Source organism: Myxococcus sp. AM011 (assembly GCF_013372595.1).
GTDB classification, from domain to species: domain Bacteria; phylum Myxococcota; class Myxococcia; order Myxococcales; family Myxococcaceae; genus Myxococcus; species Myxococcus eversor.
The window spans coordinates 25,314-41,387 of record NZ_JABXEM010000069.1; the positions used below are offsets into that span (position 1 = coordinate 25,314).

The following is a 16,074-nucleotide window of genomic DNA, read 5'->3' on the forward strand; positions in this document are numbered from 1 at the left end:
CCGCCCCCGTGAAGAACTGGCTCACCCGCTGCCTCATGGGCGGCCTGCTCGTGGCGACCCCCGCCTTCGCGCAGGATGACGACGACCCGTACGCCTATCCCGAGGACGAGCCGGGCCCCAGTCAGGAGCAGATTGAAGAGGAGGAGGCCGCCGAGCGCCGCCGTCGCAACGTGGACCAGGCAGACGAGTTCCGGAACGCTTCAGAGCAGGAGGGCGAGGAAGGCGACTTCAAGGAGCTCGCCGGCCTGGACGACCCCAACATGGGCGTGGGCGTGGAGCTCCTCGCCGGAGCGCTCCTCCTGGAGAGCCCCCGGGGCCGCTTCGCCGACACCGTGCTGGGCCTGGGCGTGCGCACCACGTGGGAGTTCGGCCGCACGTTCGACCTCGAGCCCTTTCGCGAGAACCTCTGGGCGGACCTGCGCTGGACGTACGGCAACAGCAGCGACGGCACCGACTTCATCCGCGGCAGCACCAGCCACCACTACTTCACCATCGCCCCGGCCTACGAGTTCAAGTTCGGCAAGTCCGACTTCGGCTTCTTCGGCCAGGTGGGTGGCGGCGTCGCCTACCAGACGACCTCCATCACCGTGGACGCCAACGAGACGAAGGTGAACGGCCTCAAGCCCCTCTTCCAGTACGGCGTGGGCCTCCGAGGGCGTCCTCAATTGTCCCGCAACGGCAACTTCCGGCTCTCCTTCCGCCTGGAGGCCATGGGCTACCGCCGGGGCTACATGAACGACTTCTTCCTGGGCGGCAGCGTCGGCGCCACCTTCTGAAGAACACTTCCCGACCTCACGCTCCCCTCGAGGAGCGTGAACGGGTGGAAGTTTTTCCGCCTCCAACCCTTCGTGCGGCCCCCCGCTCCTCGGCATTCCGGGGAGTTGGGGGTTGGCATATGCCCTGCTTGTAGCCACCGTCGGGAATGGGCGTGGGGCCCCAGGGCGGGGAGGCGAGGCATGAAGGACGTGCAGGGGCAGGGGCAGCAGGGACAGGGCAAGCATTGGGACCCGGTATGCGGCAAGCAGCTCGAGACGCTCGAGAGCCAGCCGTCGTCCGAGTACAAGAAGCGCCGGTACTTCTTCTGCTCGGAACGGTGCCGCCATGCCTTCGAGCGGCAGGCCGAGCGCTTCCGACTCAACGAGCTGGCGCGAGTGGGCGCGTTGATGACGCCGGGCCGGGTGCGCTGGGGACTGGCCTGAGCTGACGGCCGTCACACACAGGGCCCGCGGAGGAGCTTCCGCGGGTCCTTGGCTTCACACACTACGCGGCGACGCGCACGTCCTTGAGGCGCAGCGACAGCTTTCGCTGACCTCGGAAGGTGTCGAAGCCCGCCTGGAAGGCCAGGTCCACCGGCCCATCCACCATCCGCACGCGGTCCGCCATGCCGAAGCCGATGGCATCCAGCTCAGGCGCATCCGCCAGGGCCAGCTTGAGGTGTCCGCTGCTGCCCGCCGCCTTGGCCGGCAGCACGCGCGAGCGGGCCACCTGGTGACGCAGCACCAGCACCGGCTCCGGATTGCCCTGGCCGAAGGGCCCCAGGCGCTGGAGGGCCTCCACGGCCGTCGCATCCAGCTCCCGGGCGCTCACCACCGCGTCCACGCGGCAGCGGGGGATGAGGTCCTCGGGGGTGAGGCGCTGCCAGGCGATCTTCTCGAAGGCCTCGCGCAGCGCGGGCAGCCTGTCCGCGTCGATGGTGAGGCCCGCGGCGTGCTTGTGGCCGCCGAACTTGGTGAGCAGCTCCGAACATCCGCTGAGCGCGTCGTAGAGGTGGAAGGCCTCGATGCTCCGCGCCGAGCCCTTCCCCACTCCGTCCTTCACGCCCACCATGACGGTGGGCCGGTGGTAGCGCTCCACCACGCGCGAGGCGACGATGCCGATGACGCCCGGGTGCCAGCCCTCGTCGTAGAGCACGAAGCCGCGCGCGTCCTTGTGCTCCTCGGCCTGGGCCAGCGCCTGCGTGAGGATGCCGCTCTCGATTCCCTGCCGCTCCGCGTTGGCCCGGTCCAACACCGAGGCCAGTGAGCGCGCCGACTCCAGCGTCTCCGAGCAGAGCAGTTGGAGACCCAGCGACGCGTCATGCAGCCGTCCGGCGGCGTTGATGCGAGGCCCCAGGCGGAAGCCCACCTGGCCCGCGGTGATGGGGGTGTCCGCGTCCATCCCCGCCGCTTCCTTCAGCGCGCGCACGCCCGGGCGACGGGCGGCCGTCAGCTCCTGGAGGCCATGCGTCACGAGGATGCGGTTGGCGCCGGTGAGCGGCACCACGTCCGCGACGGTGGCCATGGCCACCAGGTCCATCATGGCGCGGAGGTTGGGCTCCTTGCGGGTGGCGAAGAAGCCGTCATCGCGGAGCCGCTTGCGCAGGCCCATGCAGAGGTTGAAGGCCACGCCCGCGGCGCACAGGGCCTTGGTGGGGTACTCGCAGCCGGGCTGATGCGGGTTGAGCACCGCGACGGCGGGAGGCAGCGTGGGCGGCACCGTGTGGTGGTCCACCACGATGACGTCCAGCCCCAGCTCCTTCGCGCGGGTGATCTCCGCCACGGAGGTGATTCCGCAGTCCAACGTCACCAGCACCCGCGTGCCGTCCGCGGCGATGCGCTCCACCGCGGACATGTTGAGGCCGTAGCCCTCGTCCAGGCGGTGGGGGATGTACGTGGCCGGCGGAACGCCCAGCTCCTTCAGGAACAGGAACATCAGCGACGTGGAGCACACCCCGTCCACGTCGTAGTCGCCGTACAGCGTCACCTTCTCGCGCCGGTGCAGGGCACGCACCAGCCGCTCCACGCCCGCCGCCATGCCCTTCATCCGGAAGGGGTCCGGCAGGTCCGCCAGTCGGTCCGACAGGAACGCGGAGGCGGACTCAGGCGTCCGGTAACCGCGGTGCAGCAGCACCCTGGCCGCGAGCGGATGGAGCGACAGCTCCCCAGCGAGCAACCCGACCTCCTCCTCGACCACGTCTGGAAGCAACCACCGCACTCGCAGCTCCCCTCCTCGGCCACCGGGACTCCTCCGTGGCCGGGACGAAATCTTGACAGGCCGACAGTACCTCAGACGTCTGACGAGGATAGTCCAACCTTGGGCACGACATTTCCCTTCCTGCTCAAGCGTTCAGGCGTGCGCTCGGCCTGTCGCCTGCTGGTGGGGAGCGTGCCGTCCATCCGGTGCACAGGTTGATTGCACACCACCTGACAGGGAGGACCGCATGGCTGCAAAGGGTATCCAGGTCGGCGCGCTGGCGCTCGCGCTGCTCGCCGCGGGCACGGCTTCTGCGCAGGAACGAAAGCCGGGCAAGCGAGGCGACGTCAACGTGTTCCTCAAGGGAGGCCTGGGCGATTACACGGGCAACCTGGGAGATCTCACGAGCACCGGTCCGGCATGGGGTCTCACACTCAACGTGCAGCCCACCACGTTCCTCGGGTTCGAGCTCGGCTACGAAGGTTCGCAGAACGGCATCGACGACGTCCGGCTCTTGGATGAGGGCCCCTCCATCGTCCGCCAGGGTGGTAGCGCCCTGGTGAAGGTCTCCCCGCCCTTCATGACGGCGGTGCGGCCCTTCGTCGGAGCGGGCTTCGGCCTCTCCTATGTGGACGTGCGCGGCATCGGCGGCGGGCTCTACGACTCCGACACCATGGAGGAGCTGCCGCTCGCCGCGGGCCTGGAGTTCAACAGCGGCGCGCTGACGGCCGGTGTCCGAGCCACCTGGCGCGTGCTGCTCGACAACGGCTTCGCCAACGGGGCGCTGGACGAGGACACCGACGGCGGCCTCCTGGACGCCTCGGTGACGCTGGGCGCGCGCTTCTGACGCACGGCCCTTGCTGAAAACAACGAGGGCCCTGCCTCCCGTGAGTGGGAGACCAGGGCCCTCGTCGCGTCCGGCTCCCGCGAGCGGGAGTCAGGCGATGTCCGTCACGCCGCCTTCGGCTCGTGCTTCATGCCGTCGCCGTGACGGCCTTCCTTCGCCGCGGCGCGCTCGTCCAGCCAGATGGTGAGCGGGCTGGCGATGTACACGGAGGAGTAGGTACCGACGAGGATGCCCACCAGCATCGCCATGGCGAAGTCGAAGATTTCGCCCACGCCGAAGATGAGCAGACCGATGAGTGACAGCGCCGTCGTGCCGGACGTGAGGATGGTGCGGCCGAGCGTGTCGTTGATGGCGATGTTGATGACCTCCGTCAGCGGCTTGCCCTTGTACTTGGCCATGTCCTCGCGGATGCGGTCGTAGATGACGATGGTGTCGTTCACCGAGTAGCCGACGACGGTCAACAGCGCGGCGATGGCCGTGAGGTTGAACTCGCGGCGGCTCACCAGGTAGTAGCCGGCCACCATGATGACGTCGTGGAGCATGGCGAGCAGCGCGCCTGGGCCGAACTTGAAGTCGAACCGGAACGCCACGTAGATGAGGATGGCCACCATCGAGTACAGCAGCGCCATGACGCCGCGGTTGCGCAGTTGCTTGCCCACCTGCGGACCCACGTAGTCCACGCGGCGCTGCTCGAAGTCCGGCTTCTCCACGCCCATGTTGAGCGCGGAGTTCACCTTGTCCGCCATGCCGCTGGCGACGACCTGGTAGTCGACGCCAGAGCCACCCTGCGACTCGCCCAGGACACGGACCTCCTGCACGCCGGTGCCGGAAGCCTCCACCGTGCTCTTGATGAGCTCCGCCGTCAGCGGGGTGGCCGAGCGGAAGTTGATGATGCCGTTGGACAGGTCCGAGTAGACGTTGCGGATGGTACCCAGGGCCTCGATGGCCGTCTTGGCCTTCGTGGCGTTCTCCTCGTTGAGCTGGGTGACGCCGCCCATGCGCAACAGGAAGGCGTTCTCGTCGGAGCTGCCGATGTTCTGCACGCTCACGTCGTGCAGGCCGCCCTTCTGGGCGCGCTCACGCACTTCCGCCGCGCTGATGGGGTGGTTGAACTTCAGCTCCACCACCGTGCCGCCGGCGAAGTCCACGCCGTAGTTGAACCCCACCGTGACGATGCCCACCAGGATGGCGAGGTTGATGAGGGTGGAGATGAAGATGGCCGGCTTGCGCTTGCCGATGAAGTCGAAGTTCGTCTTGTTCTTGAGGATCTGCATGGCAGTTATCCGGGCTCCCGCCGGTCAGACCGACACCGACTGCGCGTTACGGCCGTGGACGAAGTAGGTCATGATGACGCGAGTCACCACGATGGACGTGAACAGCGAGGCCAGCAGTCCCACGATGAGCGTGGTGGCGAAGCCTCGAATCGGTCCGGTGCCCGTGAAGAACAGGATGAAGCCGGCGATCAGCGCCGTCACGTGTGCATCGAAGATGGTCCAGAAGGCACGGTCATAGCCCTGGTCCACGGCCGCCTTGGCCGTCTTGCCGTGGCTCAACTCCTCGCGGATGCGCTCGTTGATGAGCACGTTGGCATCCACCGCCACGCCCAACGTCAGCACGAATCCGGCGATGCCCGGCAACGTCAGCGTCGCGTTGAAGAACGCCAGCCCCGCCAGGATGAGCAGACCATTCAGGACGAGCGCGATGTCCGCGATGAGCCCCGCCTTGCGGTAATACAAGCCCATGAAGAGGAGCACGAGGCCCAGGCCGACCAGCACCGCCATGCCGCCCTTCTTGATGAGCTCGTCACCCAGGCTCGCGCCCACCTGACGAATCTCACCCACCGTCACCGGAGCGGGCAGCGCGCCCGCCTTGAGCACCAGCGCCAGCGTCTGCGCCTCACCCAGCCACTCGTCGTGGGAGCGCGCGCCCATGCGGCCCATGGTGATGCGGGCACGACCGCCGCCGATCTTCTCGTTGATGTTCGGCGCGGTTTGGACGTTGTCGTCCAGGACGATGGCCATCCGCTTGCCCACGCCCGCCTCGGTCAGCTTCTCGAACTCGCGCGCGCCCGCCGGGTCGAAGGCGATGTTCACCTCCGGCTCATTCATCTGGTTCACGTTCGCGTCCGCGCCCGCCAGGCTCTCGCCCGTCAGCGGCACGAACTTGTCCAACAGGAAGGTGCGGTAGGACGAGCACTCGTTCTTCTTCAGCGGGTTCGCGATGCACTCGGTGACGACCTGGCGGTTCTCCGGGACCTTGCCCTCGGTGTATGCCAGGAGCGCCTCGCGCGACTTGCTCTGCAGCTGCGGGAAGCCGCCCTCTTCGGTCACGGTGATGTCGCTGCCGGCCGGAGGCGGGTTGGCCTGGAACATCTGCGCGAAGACCTGCGGGTTGGTGTCGTCCACCATCCGGAACTCGAGCTGCGCGGTGGTGCCGACCAGTTCCTTGGCCTGCTCCGGGTTGCTGCGGCCGGGCAGCGAAATCTGGATGGAGTCGGTGCCGAGCTTGCGCACGTCGACTTCGGCGACGCCCCACTTGTCGATGCGGCGGCGGATGACGAGCATCGCCTGGTCGACCGATTCCTCACGGAAGCGGTTCACCTGCGTGTCGTCGGGCGACAGCACCAGCGTCGCGCCGTTGCGGTCCACCCGCTTGAAGTCCCCGAAGGTCGCCAGGACGTCCTTCTCGATGGCGTCCATGGTCGCCGGGTCCTTCGCCGTCAAGGTGAGCTGGAGCTTCTCTGGATCCGTATCCACGGTGACTTCGCCGAGCTTCTTGTCGGCGACGTACGTGGCGATCTGCTGGCCTCGGCGCTCGGTGCGCTTCTGGAGCGCGGTCTTGGTGTCCACGCGCATGACCATGTGGATGCCGCCCTGAAGGTCCAGGCCCAGATTGAGCCGGTACTTCGCGGGAGGTGCCCAGGCGGGAAGCCGCGCTTGCAGCGCCGCCAGGTCATTGCGCTGTGCACGGTCCATGACCGCCAGCGAGTAATACGACGGAATCAGGAACCAGATGGTCCCCAGCGTCACCGCGACAATCAGTCCAAACTTCCACCACCAGCCGCGGTCCATTTACTTCTCCTCCTTCTTCTTCTCTTCGGCGGACACCGCTTGCGCGGGCCCTTCAGCCACCGTGCCCTTGGCACTGATGGACGTCTTCAGGATGCGGACGCGCACGCCACTGGCGACCTCCACCGTCACGGTCCGCTCTTCGACGAGGTGGATCTTCCCGAGCATGCCGCCCGAGGTGACCACTTCATCGCCCTTCTTGAGCGAAGTGAGCAGCGTGCGGTGCTCCTTCATCTGCTTTTGCTGGGGGCGGATCATGACGAAGTACATGATCGCCACCAGGCCCACGAGCAGAGCCAGGGTGTTCAGCGGGTTGGTCCCGCCCCCGGCCTGCGCCAGCATCAAAAAGCTCTCAGCCACAGACTGCCTCGTCGGTTGAGGAAGGCTTGGGATGGGGGACCCCCCACACTACCCGAAGGACCCATCCTGAAAGGGGGCCCTCTTAGCAACAGGTCCCCATGTGAGCAAGTGAACGCGGGAACCCGGGATTCCATCCGGTCGCTCAGCGACCACGGGTCCGTTCGGCCTCCTGGGCTCGAGCCCTCTCCCGGAACTCCCGCGCGAAGGCCGCATATCGGTCCTCCGCGATGGCCTTGCGCACATCCGCCATCAGTCCCAGGAAGTAGTGGAGGTTGTGCAGGGTGTTGAGGCGCATGGCGAGGATTTCCCCCGCCGCGAAGAGGTGGCGCAGGTACGCCCTGCTGAAGTTGCGGCAGGTGTAGCAGGAGCACGCCGGGTCGACCGGCCTGGGGTCCCTGGCGAATGCCGCGTTTCGGATGGTGAGCTTGCCCTCCGAGGTGAAGAGCAGGCCGTTGCGCGCACAACGGGTGGGGAGCACGCAATCGAACATGTCCACCCCGTGCTCCACGCAGGTGACCAGGTCCACGGGGGTGCCCACACCCATGAGGTAACGCGGCTTGTCGCGAGGCAAGAGCGGCGCCGAGTACGCCACGCCCGCGTGCATCGCCTCGGGGGCCTCGCCCACGGAGTAGCCGCCCAGCGCGTACCCCGGCAGGTCCACCGCGCACACCTCCTCCGCGTGGCGCTTGCGCAGGTCCTCGTGGAGGCCGCCCTGGACGATGCCGAAGAGGGACGAACGTCCTCCCTGGTTCCACGCCTTCACGCAGCGGTGCAGCCACCGCGTGGTGCGCGCGAGGGAGTTCTCCAGGTACGGGCGGTCCTCGGTGGAGGGCGGGCACTCGTCGAAGGCCATGATGACGTCGGCGCCGAGCGTCTCCTGGATTTCGATGGAGCGCTCGGGGGTGAGGAAGTGACGCGCGCCGTCGAGGTGGGACTGGAAGGCGGCGCCCTCCTCGGTGATTTTGCGCTTCTCCGACAGGCTGAAGACCTGGAAGCCGCCGCTGTCGGTGAGCATGGGCCGGTTCCAGGAGACGAACTGGTGGAGGCCGCCCATCTCCCGCATCAGCGCTTCGCCGGGGCGCAGCATGAGGTGGTAGGTGTTGCCGAGGATGATTTGAGCGTCGAGCGCGAGCAGGTCATCCGGCCCCACGCCCTTGACGCTGCCCACGGTGCCCACTGGCATGAAGATGGGCGTCTCGATGGGGCCGTGCGGGGTGTTCAGCCGTCCTCGGCGGGCCTTCGTTCCGGAGGCATCCTCATGGAGCAGCTCGAAGCGCACCAGGCCCGGTGCCACCCGCGAGTCGCCCTTCTCGCGCGCCGTCTCCCCTGCTCCCGCGTCCTGCTCACTCATGGCACTCACTCCGACACCAGCATGGCGTCGCCGTAGCTGAAGAATCGATAACCCTCGCGCACCGCTTCCGCGTAGGCGGCCAGCGTGCGCTCGCGCCCCAGGAGCGCGCTGACGAGCACCACCAACGTGGAGCGCGGCAGGTGGAAGTTCGTCAGGAGCGCGTCCACCTGACGGAAGGTGAAGCCCGGACGGATGAAGAGCGTCGTCTCGCCGGGCCCCTCGCGCAGCAGTCCCGTGGCCGGCTCCGTGGCGGACTCCAGCGTGCGCACCACGGTGGTGCCCACGGCGACGACGCGCCGCCCCTCCGCTCGCGCCGCGTTCACCTCGCGCGCGGTGGACTCCGGGATGGTGAAGCGCTCCGGGTGCATGTGGTGCTTGTCGAGCTCCTCCTCGCGCACCGGCAGGAAGGTCCCCGGCCCCACGTCCAGCGTCACCAGCGCGCGGCGCACGCCCTTGGCAGCCAGCGCGTCCAGGGTGTCCTGCGTGAAGTGCAGGCCCGCGGTGGGCGCGGCGACGGCGCCGGAAGCGCGCGCGTAGACAGTCTGATAGCGCTCGGCGTCCGCGGCATCGGGCTCGCGGGTGATGTAGGGCGGCAGCGGCAGGCGCCCTGCGGCGTCGAGCAACGAGGCCAGCGAGGCACCGGGGGGCGCATGGAAGCGAACGCGGTACTCCCCTCCTCCGAGCACCTCCAGCACCTCGGCCTCCAGGCCACCGGCGAAGGTGAGGCGCTGCGGGGGCTTGAGGCCCTTGGATGCCTGTCCCAGGCAGAGCCAGTCGAGCGACTCGGGAGCGCCGTCCAACGCGGCCGAGGTCAGCGTGGAGGCCGCGGGGCGCACCACGAGCAGCTCCACGCGGCCACCGGTGCCCGCCTTCTGGCCCAGCAGGCGCGCGGGGATGACGCGTGCGTCGTTGAGGACGAGCAAGTCACCCGGGCGCAGCAGCTCCAGGACATCGGAGAACTGGCGGTGGCTCACGTCACCGGTGGAGCGGCGGACGAGCATCAGCCGCGAGGCATCGCGCCGGGCGAGCGGTGCCTGGGCGATTTGGGACTCGGGGAGCTCGAAGTCGTAGTCTGAGAGGCGAGACGACACGGGGTTGGCGCTTGTAGCAGCCCCCGCGCCGCCGCGGAAAGCGCGCCGACACAGGGGACGTCAGTAGAGGTGCTGCAGCTCGGCCCCTGGGTAGTAGTGGGTGAGGATTTCCAGGTACCCCCTGCCCTTGTCGGCGAGCGCCTTGGCGCCCCACTGGCAGAGCCCGGCCCCATGGCCATAGCCGCGACCGGAGAACACATAGCCGTGGTCGGTTCGCTCCACCTCGAAGTCGAGACTCTTGAGGCGCGTGTAGCCAAGCCTGCGGCGGAGCTCCACTCCGTCCACCGTGCTGCCATCGCCCATGGTGATGCGGGTAACGCGGCGGGTGGGCGTGCGCGCGGACACCTTCATGCCCTGGGCGGGGCGCTTGAGGGCGGCCTTGATTTCGGTGTCCGACATGGAGGCGGACCAGCGGCTCGCGGGCAGTCGGCCGCACGGACAGTCGACGGGCTGCAGGTAGGGCAAGTCACGGTGGAGGGCGTCCTGCCCGGACTCGGTGCGGCCCCCGCAGGAGGCGTGGAAGTAGGCCTCGATGGGAGCCAGCTCGTAGGTGAGCACCTGGCCACGGGTGGCGTCGACGGCGGCGCGGGTGCGAGGGTCCTCGCGATTGACGCCGCCGTACACCTGGTGGAGCACGCTGCTGCCCAGATGAAACGCGTTGCTATAGCTCTCCAGTTTCTTCTGCAGGGCGTAGGTGCGCGCGGCGATGGCCTGGGCCTTGAGGGCCTCTGGCGGGAAGGACACGGGCATCTCGCTGCCGAGCACCGCGGCGAGGTAGTCCTCCAGGGAGATGACGTTGATGAGCTGGAGCCCGTCCTTGAACGGACGCACGACGACGTCACCGCGCACCTGGGCACCGCCGGCCTTGATCGGCTGTTCTCCCGGAGCCGAGCCCGCATCCTCGGAGGCGCCGAGGCCCGCGCGGAAGCGCACGGAGTCTCCGATGACGGGGGCGCCGTTCACCTCGAGCTTGCCGGCCTTGCGACGGACGGTGGCGACATCGGAGGGGATGGGGACGAAGGTGGCCTCCTCGCTGTCCACGCCGAAGCCAAGTCCGCGCCCGCTGATGCGCACCTCCACTCCCGTGTCCTCGATGGCGATGCGCAGGGTCTCCACCGCGAGCGAGCGCAGGGGGGAGAGCAGGAGCAGGAGCAGTGCAACAGGTCGCAACATGGCCTGGGAGTGTAGGTGCGCGGCCACGTGCCTCAAGAAAACGGCCGGAGGATGGGAGAGGATGGCGCGCCCGTGACACCTCCCGAGCCGCCCATCTCCCGTCTGCCCCCCGCTGTCTTCGTCCAGGCCCTCAGGGCGCTGGAGCCCCGTCCGGCCGCCCTGCTGAACCGCCGGCTCGTCGTGGGGGCCTCGCTGGAGGACTGTGCGAGCTTCTACGGGGTGTCGGAGCAGGCCCTCTCGGTGCTCCTGCTACGAGCCGCGGTGTCGCTGGCGACGAAGACAGGCACGGCGGCGAGGGAGCCCTCGGGCAGCGAGGAGGAAGCGGCCTGGGCCCGGATGCTCGTGGCGGCGCTGGAGCGGGAGGACGCGCCAGTGCCCGCGGGCCTGGTGCCCGTGGTGGAGGTCTGCCGTCGTCTGCGAGCGGTGAGCGCCGACGTGGCGGCGGGCCGTGAAGCCGCGACGCGGGAGGACCAGGCGTCTCCCGTGCGGCAGCGCGAGGACTGGATGCGGCGGCTGGCGGTCGCGGCCCTGCTGGCGCTGACGGCCTACCTGTACCTGTCGCGCCCCGAGGAGCCACCGCGCCGCCCGCGTCCCCCACCCCAGCAACAACAGTCGCCGCCTGATGCGGGGTGAGGTGAGCCCCACGTCCGACACTCGTGGAGGCCCCTGCTGGACGGAGGACCACCCGCACGAATATGGAAAGGCCCATGCGAGTCCCCTTCGTCGCGCTTCCGCTGCTCGTGGTCATCCACCTCCTGGCGGGCTGCGCGAAGAACGTGGACACGCGCGTCGCGGGTGACGACGACGCGGCCATCGACGGAGCCTCGGCGCGGCTCGAGGAGCTGCGAGCGCGCGCGGCCCAGGACGAGCTGGCCTGTCAGGACCGTTGCGAGGTGGCCACCAGCACCTGTGGCGTGGCCGAGGAGCTGTGTTCCCTGGTGGACCGAAACCCGGACCGGGATGACCTCCCCCCGCGTTGCGCCCAGGGCCGGGAGCAGTGCTCCGATGCCAGGAATGGTTGCGCGCGTTGCCAGAACGGCTGACGCCCTCAGACGTGACTGGGAGCAATCACGGATTTCAGTGACAGTCCCCGCCACGGAAGGCGACCGGTGCGCGCCGAGGGCGGACCGTGGTTAGATACGAGTGATTCCACCGTCGAGGAGCCGCGTCATGTCCCGTCCGATTTCCCTGCTCATGGCAGCCCTGCTGGTCCTTCCGGGCGTCGCCGGCGCGGACGAAGGGGGCGAGCTGACCCCCGAGAAGGTGGCGCACATCCGCCGCGACGAAGCGGCGGCGATGAAGAAGGTGGACGACGAGTACGGCAATCGCAAACCCTCGGAGATGAGCAACGAGGAGCGCGGGCAGGCCACGCGGAAGCAGTCTGCGGCCACCACCTCGGTGCTGGAGAAGCACGGCGTCACCGCGAAGGAATACGACCGCTTCACCGCGCGGATGGGACGCGAGGGCAATGAGCGGGCGAAGGCGGAGGGGCAGCGCCTGGAGGAGCAGGCCAAGGCGTCCAAGCCGGCCGCGGCGAAGCCCACCGAGGAGAAGGAAGTCTCGATTCAGAACGGCTTCGACAACGACAACCCCGTCGAGCTGGAGTCCAACGAGGGCGACAACCCCGAAGTCCAGATTGGCATCCCCGTGGAGGGTGAAGAAGGCGGCGAGGAGGGTGGCGCCGTGGGAGCCCAGGCCGCCGCGGCGGGCGAGGACCAGGTGCCCGTGGAAATCATGGGCGGAGGGGACGACCAGCCCGCCAAGAAGGCCGCGCGTCGCCCCAGCTCGCAGACAACCAAGGTGAAGAAGAAGGCCCGGAAGAAGTCCTCGGACGACGAGTGAGCTTCCCGGGCGCCCGCTCCCGGTAGCACAACGCCGGGAGCCACTGCCGCTCAGCCTCAGCCCTTCCGAAGGTAGCCGTACTCCTGGGCACGAGCGCGCCACGTCTCGTCATACGGACAAGAGCAGTCTGTTTCTTCCGGCTCCGGGTAGGCGTAGCGCTCGCCCTTGTAGTTGCGGAACACCGTCTCCCGCTCGCCCCGCTCGACGACGTAGTCCGGCTGGAGCGTCACCTTGCCGCCGCCGCCGGGCAGGTCCACCGCGAGGTGCGGCACTGCGAGTCCGGTGGTGTGGCCGCGAAGCTGCTGGATGATTTCCAGGCCCTTCGCGATGGGCGTGCGCAGGTGCTCGCAGCCTTCGGCCACGTCCATCTGGTGCAGGTAGTACGGCCGCACGCGGCTGCGCAGCAGCAGGTGTGACAGCTCCTTGATGATGCGCGCGTCCGAGTTGAGCTGCCGCATCAGCACGGCCTGGTTCTCCACGGGGACACCGTGGTCCACCAATCGCTCACACGCCTCGCGCGCCTCGGGCGTCACTTCCTTCGGGTGATTGAAGTGCGTGACGACGAAGACAGGCGCATGGCGGCGCAGCGTGCTCGCCAGCGCATCCGTGACGCGCATGGGCAGCACCACGGGGACGCGGGTGCCAATGCGAATCATCTCCACATGCGGAATCTCGCTCAGCGGCGCGAGCAGCTCATCCAGGCGCTGCTCGCTCAGCAGGAACGGATCTCCGCCCGAGATGAGGACGTCACGCACCTCGGGGTGGCGCCGGACGTAGTCGATGCCGCGGCGCATCTGCTCCTTGGACAACTCCGCGACGCCGCCCTGGGTGATGCGCCGCCGCGTGCAGTGGCGGCAATAGACGGAGCACGTATCCAGCGCCAGGAACAGCACCCGGTCGGGATACTTGTGGACGATGCACTCCTCTGGCCGCGTCTTGTCCTCGCCGAGCGGATCCTCCAGCTCGCCGGGACGCACGCGAGCCTCGGCCCGCACGGGAATGGACTGCATGCGGACCGGGCAGAACGGATGCTCCGGGTCGATGAGCGACAGGTAGTACGGGCTGATGCCGATGCGGAACAGCGAGGACGTCTCCTGGACGCCCGCGCGTTCATCGGCGGTCAGCGGGATGAAGCGCTCCAACTGCTCCAACCCGCGCACGGCATGGCGCTGATGCCAGCGCCAGTCGTTCCACTCCGCATCGGTGGCCTGGGGAAACAGGCGACGGCGCCCCGCATCACTGAGCGAGGAGCGCTCGGTGCGCAAGTCCGCCGCCACACTCATCGCAACCGCGGGGGTGTCCATCACGCCGCCTTGATCTGCTCCCGCCACCACGCCTGACCCTCTTCGGGCAGCGAGTCGATGGGGTCGAAGTACTCGTACTTCCGCTCGAGGGCCTCGGGGTCATTCGCCTCGATGCCGGTCCGGTAGTTCTTGGTCCAGTAGGAGATGCCGCGGGTGCGGTCATACTCCGCGACTTGATGGACCCAGCGTTTGCCCACGAAGGGCACGTCACAGACGATGCGCGGCGTCGCGAAGCCGGGCATGTAGCCCATGATGTCGTGCTGGAGCCGCTGCGCCTGAGCCACCGACAGCCGCCAATGCTCGCTGTTGGGGATCATGTCGCACATGTAGAAGTAGTACGGCAGGATCTTCGCGTGGTCGAGCAGCGTGAAACACAGCTCGAGCAGTGATTGCGCGCTGTCATTGATGCCACGCAACAGCACGCCCTGGTTGCGCACGTCGCGGAAGCCCATGTCCAGCAGCTTGCGCACGGCCTTGCCCACCAGCGGGGTGAGCTGCGCGGCGTTGTTGACGTGCGTGTGCATCGCCAGGTCCACGCCCCGCTCCACGGCCTTCTTCGCCAGCCTGTCCAACCCCTGGAGCACCGAGTCCTGGAGGAAGTGCTGGGGGATGGCCATCAGCCCCTTGCTGGCCAGACGGATGTCCCGGATGTTCGGAATGTCCATCAGCGAGCTGACGAAGGGCTCGAGCTGCTGGATGGGCAGGTTCGCGATGTCGCCGCCGGAGACCACCACGTCGCGCACCGTCGGGGTGCGGCGCAGATACTCGAGCATCTGCTCGTAGCGGTCCTTCGGACCGATGGAGAACTTGTGCTTGCTGACCTGGGGGACGTCGTTGCCCACCAGGTCCATGCGCGTACAGTGCCCGCAGTACTGGGGACACGTCGGCAGCATCTCCGCGAGCACCTTCGTCGGATAGCGGTGCGTCAGACCTTCGACGACCCACATGTCCTGCTCGTGGAGGCTGTCACGGCTGGCCTTCGGGTGATTGGTCCACTCGGTGAGGCGGTCCGCGAAGGCGGGCAGCATGTAGCGCCGCACCGGATCCCTCCACAGGTCCTGATAGTCCATCGTGTTGAGCATCTGCGGCGGGACGAGGATGGACATCGTCGCGCGCTCGCGCTGATCCCGCTCGAGGCTCTCCGCCAGGTCGTCCGGGAGCAGCGCCCCCAGGGTGGCCTTGAGCTCCTTCAGGTTCTTGACGGTGTGCTTGCGCTGCCAGACGGAGCTCTCCCACTCCGCCTGCGTGACGTCCTTGTAGCCGGGGATGCGCCGCCAGTCGGGTTCGACGAACTCACGGCGGAGCGGATATGAAAACGGCTGTTGCGCGGGACCGGCCTCGGCCTTGCCCCGGATGGGCGTCGATTGCATGGCGCATCACCTCAGCATGTAGCGTCGCGGGCCGGGCGTCATACCGCGCCCGGCACCACTTCATTCAACAATTCGACGACGACGCTTGATGCCCGACTGCGTCACTCGATGGCGACGTTGACCAGCTTCTCCATCTTGTTCTCGGAGATTAAGACCACCTGGGGCTTGGTCGTCTTGCCATTGAGCTTGAAGGAGATCTTCCTCTTGCCCACTGGGAGCACGAGGGGGCTGCCGAGCGTCACCGGCGTCTGACGTCCCGTCTTCTTGCCGTCGACAAGGATTTCCGCGCCTGCGGGCTTCGTGCTGCACGCCAGCATGCCCGTGGCCTTCGACTTCGGAGGCGTCGGGTTCGAAGGAGGAGGCGGGGGCTTCACCACCGTCTCGACGGGGCGCTTCTCCTCCTTGATGAGGTCGAAGGAGATGGTCAGCTCGTCCGCGTCGCCCTTGGCGAGGAACTGTCCCGCGTACGGCTTGTAGCCCGCGAGCTTCGCGGTGAACTGGTAGGTCTTCCCCAACTCCAGGTTGGCGAGACGCGCATCCGGAGTGCGTCCGACCTTCTTGCCGTTCACGGAGATCTCCGCGCCCGCCTCACCGTCGAAGATGGCGGCGAGCTTCCTGGCCGGCGGAGGCGGAGGCGGCTCCACGGGCTTGTTCTCCACGACAGGGGCCTCGGGAGGAGGCTTCTGGGTGGGCGGCGGCGTGGGGGTCTCCGTGCC

16 protein-coding genes are annotated in these 16,074 nt (G+C 68.1%); 6 read left to right on the top strand and 10 right to left on the bottom strand.

Translation table 11 applies throughout. The features are described from left to right. Positions 1-8 precede the first annotated feature (8 nt). A complete protein-coding gene (locus tag HUW62_RS16665) occupies positions 9-776 on the top strand; it encodes a hypothetical protein (RefSeq protein ID WP_240356280.1) in 768 nt (255 codons plus the stop codon). 180 nt (positions 777-956) lie between these two features. Continuing rightward, positions 957-1,199, top strand: coding sequence for a YHS domain-containing protein (locus HUW62_RS16670; RefSeq protein WP_163864783.1), 243 nt, complete (start codon positions 957-959; stop codon positions 1,197-1,199). Positions 1,200-1,260: 61 nt separating this feature from the next. Here the strand turns inward: HUW62_RS16670 and recJ are convergent, their stop codons facing one another. Further along, complete coding sequence (gene recJ, locus HUW62_RS16675) at positions 1,261-2,973, bottom strand: single-stranded-DNA-specific exonuclease RecJ (protein ID WP_176435017.1); 1,713 nt, start codon at positions 2,971-2,973, stop codon at positions 1,261-1,263. A 226-nt stretch (positions 2,974-3,199) separates the two neighbouring features. Here recJ and HUW62_RS16680 point away from each other — a divergent pair, with 226 nt between their 5' ends. Beyond that, entirely contained in the window at positions 3,200-3,799 is a 600-nt protein-coding gene (locus HUW62_RS16680; protein WP_176435018.1) for an outer membrane beta-barrel protein, read from the top strand. Positions 3,800-3,903: 104 nt separating this feature from the next. On the opposite strand, the gene secF is transcribed toward HUW62_RS16680, so the two are convergent. The 6 genes from secF to HUW62_RS16710 all read right to left on the bottom strand — a co-directional run bounded on the left by secF (position 3,904) and on the right by HUW62_RS16710 (position 10,842). After that, positions 3,904-5,073: a protein translocase subunit SecF gene (gene secF, locus HUW62_RS16685; protein WP_163864780.1), complete on the bottom strand. Its 1,170-nt coding sequence runs from the start codon at positions 5,071-5,073 to the stop codon at positions 3,904-3,906. Positions 5,074-5,097: 24 nt separating this feature from the next. After that, positions 5,098-6,870 (bottom strand): protein translocase subunit SecD, encoded by a 1,773-nt coding sequence (secD, locus tag HUW62_RS16690; protein WP_163864779.1) that lies wholly within the window; start codon positions 6,868-6,870, stop codon positions 5,098-5,100. Further along, positions 6,871-7,227 (bottom strand): preprotein translocase subunit YajC, encoded by a 357-nt coding sequence (gene yajC, locus HUW62_RS16695; RefSeq protein WP_163864778.1) that lies wholly within the window; start codon positions 7,225-7,227, stop codon positions 6,871-6,873. A 142-nt stretch (positions 7,228-7,369) separates the two neighbouring features. After that, positions 7,370-8,578, bottom strand: coding sequence for a tRNA guanosine(34) transglycosylase Tgt (gene tgt, locus HUW62_RS16700; RefSeq protein WP_163864777.1), 1,209 nt, complete (start codon positions 8,576-8,578; stop codon positions 7,370-7,372). 5 nt (positions 8,579-8,583) lie between these two features. Continuing rightward, complete coding sequence (queA, locus tag HUW62_RS16705; RefSeq protein ID WP_163864776.1) at positions 8,584-9,669, bottom strand: tRNA preQ1(34) S-adenosylmethionine ribosyltransferase-isomerase QueA; 1,086 nt, start codon at positions 9,667-9,669, stop codon at positions 8,584-8,586. 60 nt (positions 9,670-9,729) lie between these two features. After that, positions 9,730-10,842: a SpoIID/LytB domain-containing protein gene (locus HUW62_RS16710; RefSeq protein WP_163864775.1), complete on the bottom strand. Its 1,113-nt coding sequence runs from the start codon at positions 10,840-10,842 to the stop codon at positions 9,730-9,732. Between the two features lie 72 nt (positions 10,843-10,914). Between HUW62_RS16710 and HUW62_RS16715 the strand changes: the two genes are divergently transcribed. The 3 genes from HUW62_RS16715 to HUW62_RS16725 all read left to right on the top strand — a co-directional run bounded on the left by HUW62_RS16715 (position 10,915) and on the right by HUW62_RS16725 (position 12,684). Next, positions 10,915-11,475 carry a hypothetical protein gene (locus HUW62_RS16715; protein ID WP_368670426.1) on the top strand — a complete coding sequence of 187 codons (561 nt, stop codon included), beginning with the start codon at positions 10,915-10,917 and terminating at the stop codon, positions 11,473-11,475. Positions 11,476-11,549: 74 nt separating this feature from the next. Further along, on the top strand, positions 11,550-11,885 hold the full coding sequence (locus HUW62_RS16720; RefSeq protein WP_176435019.1) for a hypothetical protein: 336 nt from the start codon (positions 11,550-11,552) through the stop codon (positions 11,883-11,885). 127 nt (positions 11,886-12,012) lie between these two features. Further along, positions 12,013-12,684 (top strand): hypothetical protein, encoded by a 672-nt coding sequence (locus HUW62_RS16725; RefSeq protein ID WP_176435020.1) that lies wholly within the window; start codon positions 12,013-12,015, stop codon positions 12,682-12,684. Between the two features lie 56 nt (positions 12,685-12,740). Here HUW62_RS16725 and HUW62_RS16730 read toward each other — a convergent pair whose 3' ends face one another. From HUW62_RS16730 to HUW62_RS16740, 3 genes are all read right to left on the bottom strand, one after another. Next, positions 12,741-13,967, bottom strand: coding sequence for a KamA family radical SAM protein (locus HUW62_RS16730; protein ID WP_255203468.1), 1,227 nt, complete (start codon positions 13,965-13,967; stop codon positions 12,741-12,743). A gap of 20 nt (positions 13,968-13,987) precedes the next feature. After that, on the bottom strand, positions 13,988-15,358 hold the full coding sequence (locus HUW62_RS16735; protein ID WP_163864773.1) for a KamA family radical SAM protein: 1,371 nt from the start codon (positions 15,356-15,358) through the stop codon (positions 13,988-13,990). A gap of 101 nt (positions 15,359-15,459) precedes the next feature. Continuing rightward, positions 15,460-16,074 (bottom strand): PEGA domain-containing protein (locus HUW62_RS16740; RefSeq protein ID WP_176435022.1); only part of this gene is annotated, 615 nt, incomplete at its 5' end.